At 67.3% G+C, this 15,815-nt stretch carries 12 protein-coding genes; 4 read left to right on the forward strand and 8 right to left on the reverse strand.

What is annotated here, in order from left to right; translation table 11 throughout:
• Window positions 1-18: 18 nt before the first annotated feature.
• On the reverse strand, window positions 19-1,011 hold the full coding sequence (gene hpnA / locus AC1DEL_RS17025) for a hopanoid-associated sugar epimerase (protein ID WP_092297111.1): 993 nt from the start codon (window positions 1,009-1,011) through the stop codon (window positions 19-21).
• A gap of 212 nt (window positions 1,012-1,223) precedes the next feature.
• Here hpnA and ispH point away from each other — a divergent pair, with 212 nt between their 5' ends.
• Both ispH and hpnH read left to right on the forward strand, forming a co-directional pair.
• Window positions 1,224-2,222 (forward strand): 4-hydroxy-3-methylbut-2-enyl diphosphate reductase, encoded by a 999-nt coding sequence (ispH, locus tag AC1DEL_RS17030; RefSeq protein WP_092297108.1) that lies wholly within the window; start codon window positions 1,224-1,226, stop codon window positions 2,220-2,222.
• Between the two features lie 33 nt (window positions 2,223-2,255).
• The gene (gene hpnH, locus AC1DEL_RS17035) at window positions 2,256-3,416 is read left to right on the forward strand and encodes an adenosyl-hopene transferase HpnH (RefSeq protein ID WP_092297105.1); all 1,161 of its coding nucleotides are present in this window, start codon (window positions 2,256-2,258) and stop codon (window positions 3,414-3,416) included.
• Window positions 3,417-3,524: 108 nt separating this feature from the next.
• Here hpnH and AC1DEL_RS17040 read toward each other — a convergent pair whose 3' ends face one another.
• A complete protein-coding gene (locus AC1DEL_RS17040) occupies window positions 3,525-4,166 on the reverse strand; it encodes an MlaC/ttg2D family ABC transporter substrate-binding protein (protein ID WP_092297096.1) in 642 nt (213 codons plus the stop codon).
• A 168-nt stretch (window positions 4,167-4,334) separates the two neighbouring features.
• Here AC1DEL_RS17040 and hpnN point away from each other — a divergent pair, with 168 nt between their 5' ends.
• Entirely contained in the window at window positions 4,335-7,061 is a 2,727-nt protein-coding gene (hpnN, locus tag AC1DEL_RS17045) for a hopanoid transporter HpnN (protein ID WP_477126039.1), read from the forward strand.
• Window positions 7,062-7,228: 167 nt separating this feature from the next.
• Window positions 7,229-8,098 (forward strand): MlaA family lipoprotein, encoded by an 870-nt coding sequence (locus AC1DEL_RS17050; protein WP_092297090.1) that lies wholly within the window; start codon window positions 7,229-7,231, stop codon window positions 8,096-8,098.
• Between the two features lie 125 nt (window positions 8,099-8,223).
• On the opposite strand, the gene AC1DEL_RS17055 is transcribed toward AC1DEL_RS17050, so the two are convergent.
• The 6 genes from AC1DEL_RS17055 to AC1DEL_RS17080 form a co-directional block, all read right to left on the reverse strand.
• Window positions 8,224-9,354, reverse strand: coding sequence for a sensor histidine kinase (locus tag AC1DEL_RS17055; protein ID WP_441644286.1), 1,131 nt, complete (start codon window positions 9,352-9,354; stop codon window positions 8,224-8,226).
• 13 nt (window positions 9,355-9,367) lie between these two features.
• Window positions 9,368-10,084, reverse strand: coding sequence for a response regulator transcription factor (locus AC1DEL_RS17060; RefSeq protein ID WP_092297083.1), 717 nt, complete (start codon window positions 10,082-10,084; stop codon window positions 9,368-9,370).
• Window positions 10,085-10,350: 266 nt separating this feature from the next.
• A complete protein-coding gene (gene pelG, locus AC1DEL_RS17065; RefSeq protein ID WP_441592879.1) occupies window positions 10,351-11,721 on the reverse strand; it encodes an exopolysaccharide Pel transporter PelG in 1,371 nt (456 codons plus the stop codon).
• A 1-nt stretch (window position 11,722) separates the two neighbouring features.
• The gene (pelF, locus tag AC1DEL_RS17070) at window positions 11,723-13,318 is read right to left on the reverse strand and encodes a GT4 family glycosyltransferase PelF (RefSeq protein WP_441592878.1); all 1,596 of its coding nucleotides are present in this window, start codon (window positions 13,316-13,318) and stop codon (window positions 11,723-11,725) included.
• Entirely contained in the window at window positions 13,315-14,301 is a 987-nt protein-coding gene (locus tag AC1DEL_RS17075; RefSeq protein ID WP_092297074.1) for a tetratricopeptide repeat protein, read from the reverse strand. Before AC1DEL_RS17075 ends, pelF begins: the two co-directional genes overlap by 4 nt.
• 3 nt (window positions 14,302-14,304) lie before the next feature.
• Window positions 14,305-15,807, reverse strand: a complete 1,503-nt coding sequence (locus AC1DEL_RS17080; RefSeq protein WP_092297432.1) for a PelD GGDEF domain-containing protein — start codon at window positions 15,805-15,807, stop codon at window positions 14,305-14,307.
• Window positions 15,808-15,815 lie beyond the last annotated feature (8 nt).

Genomic DNA, 15,815 nt, shown 5'->3' on the forward strand with positions numbered 1-15,815 from the left:
TATCTGTATCTAATAGTGCTAGTTGAGATAGCCGGCCTCGCGGAACCAGGTCAGGGCGTCACGCAGCCCCTCCTGATACGGCCGCGGCGTGTAGCCAAGTTCGCGCCGCGCCTTGTCCGACGTGAAGAACATCCGGTATTGGGACATCTTCAGGCCGTCAACGGTCACGAACGGCTCCTTTCCGGTGAAACGCGCCACGGTCTCGGCCACCCGCGCCAGCGGGTACAGCGGCCAGCGTGGCAGTTGCACGGTGGGCGGCTTGCGGCCGGTCATGCCGGCGATGTCCTGCAGCATCTGCTGCAAAGTGACGTCCTGACCACCCAAAATATACCGTTCGCCGATCTTGCCGCGCTCCAGCGCCAAAAAGTGGCCCGTCGCGACGTCATCGACATGGGCGAGGTTCAGGCCCGTATCGACGAACGCCGGGATCTTGCCCGTGGCCGCCTCGACGATGATCCGCCCGGTGGGCGTCGGCCGTACATCGCGCGGGCCGATCGGCGTGGACGGATTGACGATGACCGCCGGCAAACCCTCGGCGACCAGGCGCTCCACTTCGCGCTCGGCCAGCACCTTGCTGCGCTTGTAGGCGCCGATGGCCTCGTGGCCGGCCATGGCAGCCGTCTCGTCCACGGGCGCCGTGGCGCCGGCCACCCGGAGCGTGGCCACGCTGCTGGTGTATACAATGCGCTCCACGCCGGCCTGCCGGGCGGCTTCCATCACGGTGACGGTGCCATCCACGTTGGATCGGACGATTTCCTCGGGATCGGGCGCCCAGAGCCGGTAATCGGCCGCCACGTGGAACAGATAGCGCACGCCCGCCATCGCGCGCGACATGGACGCCGCGTCCCGCATATCGCCCTCCACCACCTCCACAGGCAACCCGGCAAGGTTGGCACGCGGGCTGGTGGCCCGCACCAGCACCCGGACCTGGAAACCCCGGTCGAGGGCCTGCCGCATCACAGAAGAGCCAAGAAAACCCGACGCGCCTGTCACCAAAATGCAATTGTTAATTTCAGTTCCCCTGTCTACAGATTGCCATTTTGGGCCGTTAAGGCCCTAAACCACGCGCATTGTGACCCAAAAGCCCGTGTTGGCCGCAGCCAACGTGCCAGACAGAAATTTCTGCACCGGTATATAGTAACCACCGTGAGCCGGAAAGTGATGCCGGCATACCAAGATAAGAAAATGTTGAATATTCGTCAGTGGGTCGGGGGGCCGTCCCTATGCAGGTAATACTCGCCCAGCCTCGGGGCTTCTGTGCCGGCGTGGTCCGTGCGATCGAGATCGTCGACCGCGCGCTCGTCAAGCACGGCGCTCCCGTCTACGTCCGGCACGAGATTGTCCACAACAAGCACGTGGTGGAAGGCTTGCGGCAGAAAGGCGCGCGTTTCGTCGAGGAACTGGAAGAAGTGCCCGGTGGCGCCGTCACCATCTTCAGCGCCCACGGAGTCTCGCGGGAAGTCGTGGCGGACGCCCGGCACCGAGCGTTGCACGCCATCGACGCGACCTGCCCGCTCGTCATCAAGGTGCATACCCAGGGCCGCCAGTATGCTGCGGCCGGCCGTCACGTGATCCTGATCGGCCATGCCGGGCACCCGGAGGTGGAAGGCACGATGGGCCAGATCCCCGGCAAGGTGATCCTGGTCCAGAATGAAGCGGAAGTCGCCACGCTGGACCTGCCGATAGATGCCCCCGTGGCCTATATCACGCAGACCACGTTGTCCGTGGACGACACCCGTAATATCATTGCGGCGCTCGCGGCGCGCTTCACCAATTTGGTCGGGCCGAACACGCGCGACATCTGCTACGCCACCCAAAACCGCCAGAGTGCGGTGCGCGAGATGTCGTCGCGGGTGGATGTGATTCTCGTGATCGGGGCGACAAATAGCTCCAATTCCAACCGTTTACGCGAAATTGGCACGGAAAGCGGCGTGCCGAGCTACCTGATTGCCGATGGCAGCGAGCTGGATCCCGCCTGGGTTCGGGACGCCGATGTCGTGGGCATTACCGCGGGGGCCTCGGCGCCCGAGGCGATGGTGGAAGACGTGATCGCGGCGTTACGCCGACTCGGGCCGGTCGAGGTATCGACCATGGAAGGCATCGTGGAACACGCGGAATTCCGCCTGCCGGCCGAATTGGCCGACACAGCACTGGCACAACCCGCCAGCAAGACAACCGAACAGCGCGATGCGCGCCTCGCCGACCAGACGGCGGCAGGCTGAACCGCACCGCCGAACCCTCACAGGAAGCACCCCTTGGCCATTCCGTTTCTGCAGGTCGCCCGCGTTGGCGCCTATATTGCTCGCAAGCACCTCTCCGGGCAAAAGCGCTACCCGCTCGCCCTGATGCTGGAACCCCTGTTCCGCTGCAACCTCGCCTGCTCCGGCTGCGGCAAGATCGACTATCCGGATCCCATCCTGAACCAGCGCCTGTCCGTGGCGGAATGCCTGCAGTCCGTGGACGAGTGCGGCGCGCCCGTGGTGTCCATCGCCGGCGGTGAGCCGCTGCTGCACAAGGACATGCCCGAGATCGTGCGCGGCATCATCGCCCGCAAGCGCTTTGTCTACCTGTGCACCAACGCGCTGCTGATGGAGAAGAAGATCGACCAGTACGAGCCGAGCCCGTACTTCGTGTGGTCGATCCACCTCGACGGCGACCGCGAGATGCATGACCACTCGGTCAACCAGGAAGGCGTGTACGACCGCTGCGTGGAAGCCATCCGCATGGCCAAGGAACGCGGCTTCCGCGTGAACATCAACTGCACGCTGTTCAACGACGCCAAGCCGGACCGCGTGGCCAAGTTCTTCGACTCGGTCAAGGCGATGGGCGTGGACGGCATCACGGTGTCGCCGGGCTATGCCTACGAGCGCGCGCCGGACCAGCAGCACTTCCTGAACCGCAACAAGACCAAGCAGCTGTTCCGCGACATCCTGTCGCGCGGCCGTGCGGGCAAGAACTGGGCATTCAGCCAGTCGACGATGTTCCTGGACTTCCTGGCCGGCAATCAGACCTACAAGTGCACGCCCTGGGGCAACCCGGCGCGCACGGTGTTCGGCTGGCAGCGCCCGTGCTACCTGGTGGGCGAAGGCTACGTGAAGACCTTCAAGGAACTGATGGAAGACACGGACTGGGACGCTTATGGCGTCGGCAACTATGAAAAGTGCGCCGACTGCATGGTCCACAGCGGCTTCGAAGCCACCGCCGTGGCCGACACGTTCTCGCATCCGCTCAAGGCGCTGGGCGTGACCCTGCGCGGCGTGAAGACAACCGGCGCCATGGCCCCGGACATCTCGCTGGACAAGCAACGCCCGGCCGACTACGTGTTCTCGCGCCACGTCGAGATCAAGCTGGCCGAGATCGGCAACCTGAAGAAGGCTCAGGGCAGCCGCGCCGAAGCCGTGCAAGCGACGCATTGAGCGCCTGAACTCACCCCGGCGATGGCGGCCGGGGCACACGCTCCAAATGAATGAAGCCGATTTGACTACGTTTGTAGCCAAATCGGCTTCATTTTTTGTTTGGGACGATTAAGCTGCCGCCCGGGCGTTGTGATTGGTCAGATACTTGATCAGGCCGTCCACGCCGTCGCGGGCGACGATGTCGGCGAACTGCTTGCGGTACACCTCGATCAGCCACGCGCCCATCATATTGATGTCGTAGATTTTCCAGCCGTCGTTGCCGCGTTGGAGGCGGTAGTCGATCAGCATCTCGTCGCCATTGTTCAGCACGCGGGTGGCCACCACGGAGTCGTTGGCGCTGCTGCCAGCCTTGGCCGGCTTGTAGGTAAATTTGGGACTCTGGTCACGCAGTTGCGAGAGCGAAACCGCGTAGCTGCGCACCAGCAGGGCCGTGAATTGCTCCTGGAGTGTTTTTTGCTGTTCAGGGGTAGCCTGCTTCCAGGCATTCCCGACCGCGAGGCGGGTGGTGCGGCCGAAATCCGTGTAAGGCAGGAACTCACGCTGCACGACGGCGGTAATTTTTGCCAGATCGCCGCTGCGCGTCTCGGGATCGGCCTTGATCTTGGCAATCACGCCTTCGACGGCGGTTTGCACGAGCTTGTCAGGTGACGTCTGGGCGTGCGCGGTGCCGATCATCGCTACGGCCGCAATCGCCACGGCAACGGGGGCAATCGCGGGAGCAATGATGGCGCTGGGAAATTGTCGGTTCATGAGTCTCCGATGCAGGGATAATCGACCACAGGGCCAGTCGGCCCAGTATATAGCGGATCGCGGCGCGGCCGGACCGCGGCGGGTGCGGAGAAGCCGCTGCCAGCGGCTATACTCCGGGCTGCCGCCTCCGTGCGCCCCGGCCGGGCCGGGTGCCAGAACCCCACGCAAATGATCAGATCCACGCTGACCCGTATCGTCAAGTTTTCCACCGTTCGCGCCTGGACCGTGATCGGCGTCTCGCTGCTGCTCACCATTGCCAGCGGCGTCTACATGGCGCGCAACTTCGCCATCAATACCGATATCAGCCGCCTGCTGGAGTCCGACGCGCCGTGGGCGCAGAACGACGCGGCCATCAGCGACGCGTTTCCGCAGCGCGACAAAATGATCCTGGCCGTGGTGCAGGCCCCGGCCAAGGAACTGGCCGACGCCGCCGCCAACGAGCTGGCCGACGCCCTGCGCCAGCAGCCGCAGCGCTTCCGCGCAGTAGGCCAGCCCGGCGCGGGCGCCTTCTTCGAGCACAACGGCCTGCTGTTCGCCGATACGGCTTCGGTCAACGACATGGCCGCCAAGCTCACCCAGGCGCGACCGCTGATCAACAACCTCGCCCATGACCCCACGCTGCGTGGGCTGTCCGACCTGCTGACCACCACGCTGACCCTGCCGCTGCAACTGGGCCAGATCAAGCTGGGCGATATGGAGAAGCTGCTGGCGGCCAGCGCCACCACCGTGGACGGCGTGCTGGCCAACAAACCCGTGGCGCTGTCCTGGATGGGGCTGGTCGACGACAGCCTGAAGCCTAATGCCGATGGCCGGGCGTTCAGCTTCGTCACGCTGTCGCCGGTGCTCGACTTCAGCGACCTCAAGGCCGGCGCCGGCGCCAGCGAGGCCATCCGTCGCGCCGCCGCCGATCTCAAGCTCGACCAGCGCTATGGCGCCGCCGTCCGTCTCACCGGCCCGCAGCCGCTGGCGGACGACGAATTCGCATCCGTGAGCGAAGGTGCCGTGCTCAACGGCCTGCTCACGCTGGTGGTGGTCATCGGCATTCTCTGGATGGCGCTGCGTTCCGCGCGCCTGATCGTGGCCGTGCTGGCCAGCCTGGTGGCCGGCCTGCTGATGACGGCCGCGCTGGGCCTGATGATGGTGGGCGCGCTGAACATGATCTCGGTGGCGTTCGCCGTGCTGTTCGTCGGGCTGGGGGTGGACTTCGGCATCCAGTTCGGCGTGCGCTACCGTGCCGAGCGGCACGAGCACGACGACCTCGACGAAGCCCTGCGGCTGACCGCGCGCGACGTCGGCACGCCGCTGACGCTGGCCGCCGCCGCCACTGCCGCCGCGTTCTTCTGCTTCCTGCCCACCGACTACCGGGGCGTGGCGGAGTTGGGCAAGATCGCCGGCGTGGGCATGTTCATCGCCTACGCCACCACGTTCACGCTGCTGCCGGCCCTGATCCGCGTGCTGCGCCCCAAGGGCGAAGCCGAGTTGCCCGGCTTCGGCTGGTTGGCCCCGGCCGATGCGTTCTTCGAGCGCCATCGCAAGGGCGTGCTGGTGGGCGTGCTGGTGCTGATCATCGGCGGCGCCCCGCTGCTGCCGCACCTGAAGTTCGATTTCGATCCGCTGCACCTGAAGGACCCGCATTCCGAGTCGATGTCCACGCTGCTGGCGCTCAAGGATGCCCCGCAGGCCGGCACCGACGACGTGAAGGTGCTGGCCCCGTCCCTGGCCGCCGCCCAGCGCACCGCCGACAAGCTCAAGGCCCTGCCCGAGGTGGAGCGCGTGGTCACGCTGCGCACCTTCATCCCTGACGACCAGGCGCCGAAGCTGGCGATCATCGCCGGGCTGGCGAAGACGATGATGCCGGCGCTGACGCAATCCCCATCCGCGCCGGCTGACGATGTGCGGCGCGTGGCATCACTGCGCAACGCCTCGCGCCAGCTCGACCTGGCCGCGCTCGATCATCCCGGCCCGGGCGCGGAAGCCGCCGCGCATCTGTCGCGTTCCCTGAAGAAGCTGTCCGATGCCGAACCCGCCACGCGCGATCGTGCCGAGCGCGCCATCGCCCTGCCGCTGCGGCTTGCGCTGGCCACGCTGCAACGTTCGCTGCAGCCGGAGCCGGTGTCGCAGCAGACCCTGCCGCCTGAACTCCTGCGCGACTGGCTGGCCCCGGACGGCAAGGCGCTGCTCAGCGTTACGCCCAAGCTGCCACCGCCAGGCGTCAAGAACGAGGCCGCGCGCGCCGCCGCGCTCGACCACTTCCTGGACGTGATGGCCCGCGTGCAGCCCGATGCCACGGGCGGCCCGATCGCGATCCGCGGTTCGGCGGACACGATCATGACCGCGTTCAGCCATGCTGGCCTATGGGCCGTGCTGTCGATCACGGTGCTGCTCTGGATCACGCTGCGGCGCATCGGCGACGTGCTGCGCACGCTGATTCCGCTGCTGGTGTCCGGCATCGTCACGCTGGAGCTGTGCGTGGTGTTCGGCATCGCGCTGAACTTCGCCAACGTGATTGCGCTGCCGCTGCTGCTCGGCATCGGCGTCGCGTTCAAGATCTACTACGTGATTGCGTGGCGCAACGGCAAGACCAAGCTGCTGCAATCGAGCCTGACGCATGCGGTGCTGTTCAGCGCCGCCACCACGGCCACGGCGTTCGGTAGCCTCTGGCTGTCGCACCACCCGGGCACGGCGAGCATGGGCAAGCTGCTGGCGCTGGCGCTGGTGACCACGCTGGCGGGCGCGGTGTTCTTCCAGCCGATCCTGATGGGCCGGCCGCGCCGGGCGCCGGTGGGGCGCCATGACCCGCTCGGCCCCTCGCTACCCCCCTTGACGGTGGCTACGACGCTGGGGAATTCCGCCGATAACCACCATGGGGCAGACAACGGGAATACCAGGCGGTAAGTGGCGGTGATGCGGTATTGTTGCCTGCCGCCGCCCTTGAAGTACCGGCGGCCGGCCCCCATAACCACAAGAAATCAAGAAAGACCAACCGTCTCACCATGCTCTCCCGTCTCCCGCTCATGCCCGGCGCCCGCCATCTTCCGGTTTCCCCCTCTGTTCCCCGCTCGATGGGCCGCTCGCGGATCGCCAGCGTGCTGGCCGCTACCGCCCTCTCCGCCCTGATCACGGGCTGCGCCTCCGGTCCGCAAGCCAACCCCGACGATCCGCTCGAGCCGATGAACCGCGTGACCTTCAAGGTCAACGACACGGTGGACCAGTACGTGGCCGTGCCCGTCGCCAAGGGCTACAAGGCCGTGACGCCCGAGCCGGTGCGGCTGGCCGTGACCAACTTCTATTCGAACCTCGCCGACGTCGGCAACTTCGCCAACAACCTGCTGCAAGGCAAGGGCACCGCCGCGGCGGAGACGCTGATGCGCGTGGCGATCAACTCGGTGCTTGGCATCGGAGGCCTGATCGACATCGCCACGGCAGCCGGCATCGAGCGCCATTCGCAGGATCTGGGGCTGACGCTGGGCGTGTGGGGCTTTCCGCAGGGGCCGTACATCGTGCTGCCGCTGTTCGGGCCGAGCACGGTGCGTGATGGCATCGGGCTGGCCGGCAGCTTCTACCTCGACCCAGCGCACTACCTCGACCCGGCATGGCGCAATTCGCTGTTCGCGCTCAACGTGGTGAACGTGCGGACGAACCTGCTCGGCGCGACGGACCTGCTCTCGCTGGCGGCGCTGGACAAGTATTCCTTCGTGCGGGATGGCTATCTGCAGCGCCGCCGCTACCTGCTGGGCCAGGGCGGCGACGATCTGCCGTCGTATGACGATGAGGATGAGGGCACGCCTTCGGACGTGCCGAAGCGGATCAAGCCGGATACGCCGGCTTCCCCCGATGCATCGGCCAAGCCGGACGCCGACGGCGCCAAGCCCGAACCCACCCCACCGGTGCCGGCCGCCACGCCGGCGCCTGCACCGGGGATGGCGAAGTAAAAAAAGCCGTGTCCGCGCCGAGGCCAGCGCGGACACTAAAGCCTCGGATGCGGAGTCCGTGGCCCCACCCATCGTAGGCAAGTTCGGCTCTGCCGATTGCCAACAATTGTGTCGGCGCGGCCGGATCAGCCGGCGCGGCGGCGCAACGGCAGCAACAGCGTGAAGGTGGCCCCGGCGCCGGCGGCGCTGTCCACCATGACGCGGCCGCCGTGCCGCTCTGCCACGGTCTTCACGAACACCAGCCCCAGCCCGCTGCCGCCCGGCGCATCGGCGCCCGGCGCATGCACGCGGCGGAACGGTTCGAACAGGCGTGCCTGATCCGCGTAGGAAATCCCAGGGCCGGAATCCGACACCGCCACCGCCAGGAACGGCCCCATGCGCCGCAGTCGCACCGACACCGGTTTGCCCGGCGGCCCGAACTTGATGGCATTGCTGACCAGATTGGCGATGGCGCGCACCAGCAGCACCGGCGCGGCACGCAGGGTCTCACCCTCCGCCTCCAGACTCAGTTGCAGCTCGATGCCGCGCGCCTTGGCCAGCGCCCAGAGTTCGTCAGTGGCATCCAGCACCAGCCCGGTCAGCTCCACCTCGGCAAATTCCAGCCGCTCCGAGTCGGCCTGCGCCAGCCGGATAAAGTCATCGGCCAGCGCCAGCGTGCGGTGAGCGTGCTCGGCGATGCGGGCCAGCAGCACCTCCGGCGGCAGCGCGCGGTTGGGCCGCGACTGCATGTCGATCAGCGCCAGGATCGACGCCTGGGGCGAACGCATGTCGTGCGACAGGAAATGCAGCATCTGGGCGCGCTGGCGCTCGGCGCGGCGCACCGTGGTGATGTCGATCAGGCTGACGATGGCCCCGGGCGGGCAGCCCGCCTCGCCCTGCAGCGGCGCGCCGTGGAGCAGGAAGCGGCGATCGTCCTCGGTGGCGAGTTCCACGCCCTGGGAATCGTCGGACGACATGACCGGGGCGTGGGAATCCAGCACCGCGCAGAGCCCGTCCCAGTAGGCGAGGCCGGGGCCCGGCACCGGGAACAGCGCTTCGATCAGGTCCGGCAGGCCCGGCGGCGCGAGGCCGCCATAGGCATCTTCGGGGAAATCAGGGAAATCGAGGGATGCGCCCGCCGCCAGATCCTCGATGCCGGACAGCATGGCAGGCGCCAGCGCCACCGCGCGGCGGTTCGCCACGAGGATGCCACCGTCGATATCGACGATCACCGTGGCCTCGGGCAGGTTCTCGAGGCCGTCGAGATACCGGGGCAACGGCGGCGCCTGGCTACGCATCAGGCTGCCCGGCGGCCAGCGTGCTGGCCTCCTCGAACCGGTAGCCGTGCGAGTAGACGGACATCAGCCGCACGCCGTTGTCGGGCCGCATCTCCAGCTTGATGCGCAGCCGCGAGATATGGGTGTCCAGCGTGCGCGAGCCGGCCTCCATGGCGCGGCCCCAGACGGCCTGCTCGATCACCTCGCGCGAAAGCAGCCGGCCGATATTGCGGAACAGGAACAGCGCGAGGTCGAACTCGCGCGGCGACAGTTCCACCAGCGTGCCCGACAGCGTGATGGATCGACGGCGCGCATCCACTACATAGCGGCCCTGGCGCAGCAGTTGATCGTCATGAGGCACCGCCGGATAGGCGCGGCGCAGCAACGCACGCACCCGGGCCACGAATTCGGCGGGGCGCACCGGCTTGGCCAGGTAGTCGTCGGCGCCCACGGCGAGGCCGGCGACGATGTCGGATTCATCGATCCGGCTGGTCAGGAACAGGATGGGCGGCAGCCGGCCGGCATGCTGGCGCACCCAGTTCACGACTTCGTAGCCGCTCATGTCGGGCAGTTGCCAGTCGATGACCAGCAGGTCGAATACCTGGTCGCGCAGCGCGCGCAGGAAATCCGATCCGGCGGCGAAGCTCGTACAGGTAAAGCCGGCCTCCTCGAGCAGTTGTCGGATCTGTGCGGCCTGGCTGGGGTCGTCCTCCACGGAGGCAATTCTCATACATCCCTCTGATGACTACCGCCGATGTGTGGCGCGGCCGCGTCATGTTACCCAAACGCACGATGGCGCGTCGAGGCTCCGTTCGGGGGGCATGCACCAGTGTTGCGGCGCCGCCGCGACGGCGGGGGATGGCGCGCGGCAAGCGCAGCCATTGGGCCACATTGGGCCACATTGGGCCGGCACGTTTGAAACGATGGCTAGCGAGGCGCACGCAAGCGCCCCGTCGCGTGTAAAAGCTACAACAACCCTCCCCTGCCCGCTCCGCCCTACTGCAGCATGTAGGTCTCGTACTCCAGGCGCTCCAGCTTGCGGTCCAGCAGGTACAGCGCCAGCGCCACCACGATCAGCAGCGACACCGCGAACCCGTAGCCATACCAGGCCGGGCCCAGCTCCAGCGTGAGCCGGGTCAGCACGAAGTTCAGCACCACGAAGGTCCCGGTCAGCAGCAGCACCTCGCGCCGGCGGTCCAGGTAGAAGTAGATGTTGAGCACGCCGAGCAGCACCACCTGCAAGCTCGCGCCGATCACGTCGACATAGAGCAGCGGCAGGTACAGCTCGGAGATGCCCAGCAGCCGCAGCACCCACGGCCCGACCACGAACAGCAGCAGCGCCGCGATGGCCTGCACCTTCACGATCTCGTACAGCCCCAGGCGGATGGTCTGGACCATCGTGTTGCGCATGTCCTCGATGTGCTCGAGCGAACTGCCGCCGCGCACCGCGTTGTAGAACGCGTCGTAGTACTCGACGAAATCGGTCTCGATACGCACCAGGAACACGGCCATGCCCGGGATGATGGCGAGGTAGGCCAGGAACACCGGGATGTCGTAGATGATGGACGCGTGCAGCGGGCCGATCACCTGCTGGCCCGTGGACGGCGCGTACCAGAACATGAACTTGTCCATCCAGATGCCGAGGTTGTAGAACAGGCCGATGGCCACCAGGCTCGGATAGGCGTAGCGCTTCTGGAACACCTCGAACGACATGAAGCGCTGGCTGGTGTAGTTGCGGTAGATCAGCGTGATCATGCCCACCAGCAGGCAGAGCTGCCCCACCACGAAGCCGGCCAACAGCCCCTCCAGCCCGCGCGAGCGCAGCGCCAGCGCGCCCAGCACCGTGATCGTGTAGCCGACGAAGAACGTCCACACGATGGCCTTGTACTGCTTCATGCCCGACAGGAAGATCGCCGCGATCCAGATATTGCTCATGATCACGAAGCCCGCGATCATCAGCAGCCGGTACAGCACCGACTGCTCCGGGAACGCCCAGACCGCGCAGCCCACGCCGATGGCGCCGGCCAGCCCGGTGGAGAGCAGCGCCACCGCGTGGTAGTTCGACAGCACGAGGTGGTCGCGCCGCTCGAACAGCCGGTCGGAGGTGAAGCGCGTGAACGACAGCTGCATCGGCCCGGTCAGGATCAGGCTGCAGGCAATCAGGTAGGTCACCGACACCTGGAATTGCGTGATCAGCATCCCCGGAATCACGAAGCCGATGCTCAGCAGGCCGATCAGCAGGATGCCGAGGATCGACAGCACCCACGGCCCGGAGCTGATCACGCCGGCGTAGGCGTAGGCGCTCAGCATGCCGGACAGGCTGTCGCGCCGGAGCATCTTGCGGAGTTCGAAACCAATCCCGGCCATGTCAGCGTCCTCCGTGCACGGGGCACTTTGCCGGATTGCCGGCGGGCGCGACCCCATCCGTGCGCCCCGCGTGATCGGGCTTGTCCATCAGCGACGCATACAACGTGCGATAGCTGCCCACCATCTGTTCCTGCGTGTAGTAGCGCTCCACCCGGGCGATGCCGGCCGCCTGGGCAGCCTGCCAGCGCGGCGGGTCGGTGAGCAGTTCCAGCGCGGCACCAGCCAGTGCGGCCGGATCGGCGATACGGACCACGCCGCCCGCCGCGCCCAGCGCTGCATCCTCGCCCGGCAGGCCGAAGATCAGTTCGCGGCACGAGCCCACGTCAGTCGTCACGCACGGCACGCCCGCCGCGAAGCCCTCGAGCACCACCAGCGGCAGCGCCTCCGAGATCGAGCTGAGGATCAGCACGCCCACCTTCGGCAGGAGTTCGTCGATCTTCTGGAAGCCGAGGAACTTGACCTTCTGGCCGAGCCCCAGGCTTTCCGCCAGGCTGCGGCATTCCTGCGCGTACTCGGGATCCTCGTCCTCGGGGCCGGCGATCCAGCCTTCGGCGTCCGGATACTCGCGCACCACGGTCAGCATCGCGCGGATAAAGGTCTTGATGTCCTTGATCGGCACCACGCGGCCGATCAGGCACAGCACCGGCGGCACGCCCGGCGCCCGCTGCGTGCGCAGCGCCGACAGCCGCGGCAGGTTAATGCCGTTCGGGATATTGCGCGTGCGGGTTTCCACCGCGCCATCGGCCACCTGGCGGCGGCGGTTGCCCTCGTACAGCGCCACGATCTCATCGCCGGCGTCGTAGCAGACCCGGCCCAGCGTCTCGAAGAAACGCACCCACAGCTCGCGGAAGTAGCTGATCTGGGAGATGTCGCGCTCGAAGATGTTGCGGTTGTCCCGGATCCACTGGCTCTGGAACAGGTCGATCTTGCGTTCCTTCGTATAGATGCCGTGCTCGGACACCAGCAGCGGCCGCCCGCTGCGGTAGCGCAGCATCGCGCCCAGAAAGCCCGCGTAGCCGGTGGACACCGTGTGGTACATCTTCGCCGGGATCAGCGAGTCGGCAATCCGCACCAGCTGCCACAGCGGCTTGTGCATGATGCGGATGGTCCAGAAGTAGTCCGTGAACGACGGGTCCGTGCAGAACTGCCGATACTGCTCGGTGATCGTCTGCCAGGCGCGGCGGCTGTAGAGGAAGGCATCTTCCGACAGCGCCCCGCCCTCGCGCAGCGCCGGCATCAGTTCGCGGATCAGCTCCCCCGCCTCCTGTTCCTTGCCGGGCTCCCGCAGCATTTCGTGCAGCGCGTCGGACTTCTCAAAAGCCTTCGGGTCGCCCGCGCTGCCGTGCACCATCGGCGGCGGCGGAAAGTCGTACAGGAAATGGGTTTCCAGATGCACGACGTTGTCCGGCAGCGCGTAGGCCATCTCGCCATAGTCCTGCCGGCGGCTGCCGATAAAGACGATGCCGAAGCGGATGTCCGGGAAAGCGCGGATCATCTGGTTGACCCAGCTGGACACGCCCCCGCTCACATACGGGAACGTGCCTTCCAGCAGCAGCATGACGTCGGCGGACGTTCCCTTGACCAGTATTTCACTCATGATTGCCAGTACCGCAACAGGGGCCGCACCAGTGGGAGCGGCGAAGGACTGTCGAAAGCCGCCATCAGGCGATGCACGGCGGCGTAGTCGCGTTCCAGGTAGGCGGCTTCCGCCAGCAGCGGCAGCACGCGCTCACGCGCGAAGCCAAGCGACTCGGCCCGCGTGAGCCACGCGCGCGCCTCGGCCGGCGCATTGCGCGTCAGCGCCAGCCGGCCGCGCATGTACCAGAGCGCGGCGTTGGTGTCGTCGGTCTCCAGCGCGGCGCTGGCGTAGCGCTCCACCTGGCTGGCGGTATAGCGGTAGACATCGCCCTGTACCAGGTTCTGGTAGATCAGTTCCCAGTAGAGGTCGGCCAGCCGCTTGTTGATCTCGCCGCGCGCCTGGGGCGTGTCGGCGGCTTCCAGGCGCGGCAGTTCGGCCAAGATCTGTTGCGTCAGTTGTTTCTCGGCGCCGTCGAGCATGCCGTAGGCGAGCAGGCGGATATCGTCCGTGCTATCGGCCAGCAGTTCGCGCAGCACCGGGCTGGCCGTGCGCGTGGGCATCGACTGCATGGCCACCAGCGCGTTCATGCGCTCCGGCAGCGGCGCGCGGGTATTGCCAAGCTGCGCGCGCAGGCGCGCCCCGCCACCGTGCGTCACGCGCTGGATCAGGTGGGTGACGAAGGCCGGCAGCGCTACCGAGGCAATGCCGGACGCATCGCGCCGGCCCGGGAACAGCCGCGCGAACAGCAGGCTGCCGAGGCAGACCAGCGTGCCGCCGAGCGGCACGAAGAAGCAGAACGCGGCGAGGTAGGCGTAGGTCCACGCAAACGGCGCGCGGAAGCGGCGCGGCAGCAGACGCCACAGCGCCAGCCCCAGCAACCCGGAGGCCGCCGCCTGCAGGGCGAAAAATGCCAGCAGCAGCGGCAGGCCCGTGCCGCCCTGAAACAGCAGCGCCAGCGCGGCGATCTGGAAGGCGGTGCCGCCGAAGGTCAGCTTGCCCATGCGTCAGCCCGCCTGCGTGCCGGCCGAAGCCGGCACCGGAGCGTTGTTGCCGGCGGCGCCAGCTACCACGCCGGGGGCCACCGAGCGCGGCGCCGTGGCATCGGTCGCCGTGGCGCCATCGATCTGGCAACGCTGCAACAGCCGCACCAGCGCGTCTTCGGCGCCGGTGGCCGGCACGGTCAGCGAGTACACGCCGATGTGCGAGGTGGCGAAATCGGTGCCGAACTGCGCGCGCAGCATGTCTTCGATCCGCACCAGATAGGCCGAGACGGCCTGGCTGTCGGACAGCGGCATCAGCGTCAGCATGGCGCGCTGGCGCGGGCTGCGCGCGGGCCAGGCCACGTCCAGCGCCCGGCGGCTGCGCACCACCTGTTCGAACAGCGCGTCGCGGGCTTCGTCGAGGTCGAACACCAGCGCCACCACCGAGCTTTCGACGCCGGTTTCCTGGCGCAGCCGCGACAGCCGCGCGTAGTCGAGCGCAAACGCGTACGGAATCGCCGGCATCAGCGCCTGGATGCCGTGCGTGGCCTGCCCGTGCTCCACGCCATCGGCGTAGTAGCCCATCAGCACCATCAGCAGTTGGAGGTTTTCATAGGTCAGCGAGAGGAACGGCATGCGCTCCACCACCAGCACGCCGATCAGGCGGTCGGAACCGGCCAGCACCGGCGCCACGGCCACGTAGCGGGTCTCGGCGTCCTGCTGCAGGCCCGAGGAACGCAGGTGGGCCAGCTCGCGCGTGTCGAGGCAATGGCGCACCAGCGGGTCGTCCAGGTTCAGTTCGAAGGCCGGCCCGATGCTCGCGGCGGCCTGCGGCGAGATGCGCTCGCCATCACACGCGAACAGCGCCGCGCCTTCGATCTGGCAGGCCTGCGCCACCACTTGCAGCATCGGCTGCGCGCCGGGCAGCGTGGTCTCGGGCTGGTCCACCCCACCCCGGGCCGCGTCGCCCATGGCGACGGCCCGCATCTGCGAGAGCGTGTCGCGCAGCGTGGTCGGGCGTGCCAGCAGGTCGTTCTCCAGCCGCGCGTGGGAAATGCGCAGCAGGTAGTGGTTCTTGGTCAGCGCGGCCAGCCGCTCGTCCAGATAGCGGTTGACGGCGCGAGCGCGCGCCAGCCGCGTGCCCCACACATCGCCGAACTGGCCCGAGATCAGCACCAGCAGCAGCCCGCCCAGGAAGAACATGCGCGGGAACGCGCTGGTGTAGCTGCCAAGCGCTTCGAAGACAAACCAGCCGCCCAGCAGCATCAGCACCGAGCCCACGCCGATCAGCGTGCCATAGCGCAGCGCCAGGATCACCGGCAGCAGCCACGCCCAGGGAAAGCCCATGCCGAGCAGCAGCGGGTTCTGCGGCAGCACCAGATAGGCCAGCCCCATCGCGACCACCATCGTGGCGATCAACTCCAGCACCGCAGCCGGCCCGCTCACCGCGGGCGCCAGCCAGCGCGCATAGCGCCCGCCGAGGCCGATCCCCTGCCCCTGGCGCCTTTTTTCCGCAGAATTCCCCACGCGTGTCA

The organism is Cupriavidus sp. 10L43_2, assembly GCF_056395265.1.

Excerpts from the sequence above, each read along its gene's own strand:
- ispH (WP_092297108.1), top strand. The coding sequence starts at position 1,224 with ATGCAGGTAATACTCGCCCAGCCTCGGGGCTTCTGTGCCGGCGTGGTC.
- AC1DEL_RS17040 (WP_092297096.1), bottom strand. The coding sequence starts at position 4,166 with ATGAACCGACAATTTCCCAGCGCCATCATTGCTCCCGCGATTGCCCCC.
- hpnN (WP_477126039.1), top strand. The coding sequence starts at position 4,335 with ATGATCAGATCCACGCTGACCCGTATCGTCAAGTTTTCCACCGTTCGC.
- AC1DEL_RS17050 (WP_092297090.1), top strand. The coding sequence starts at position 7,229 with ATGGGCCGCTCGCGGATCGCCAGCGTGCTGGCCGCTACCGCCCTCTCC.
- AC1DEL_RS17060 (WP_092297083.1), bottom strand. The coding sequence starts at position 10,084 with ATGAGAATTGCCTCCGTGGAGGACGACCCCAGCCAGGCCGCACAGATC.
- pelG (WP_441592879.1), bottom strand. The coding sequence starts at position 11,721 with ATGGCCGGGATTGGTTTCGAACTCCGCAAGATGCTCCGGCGCGACAGC.
- pelF (WP_441592878.1), bottom strand. The coding sequence starts at position 13,318 with ATGAGTGAAATACTGGTCAAGGGAACGTCCGCCGACGTCATGCTGCTG.
- AC1DEL_RS17075 (WP_092297074.1), bottom strand. The coding sequence starts at position 14,301 with ATGGGCAAGCTGACCTTCGGCGGCACCGCCTTCCAGATCGCCGCGCTG.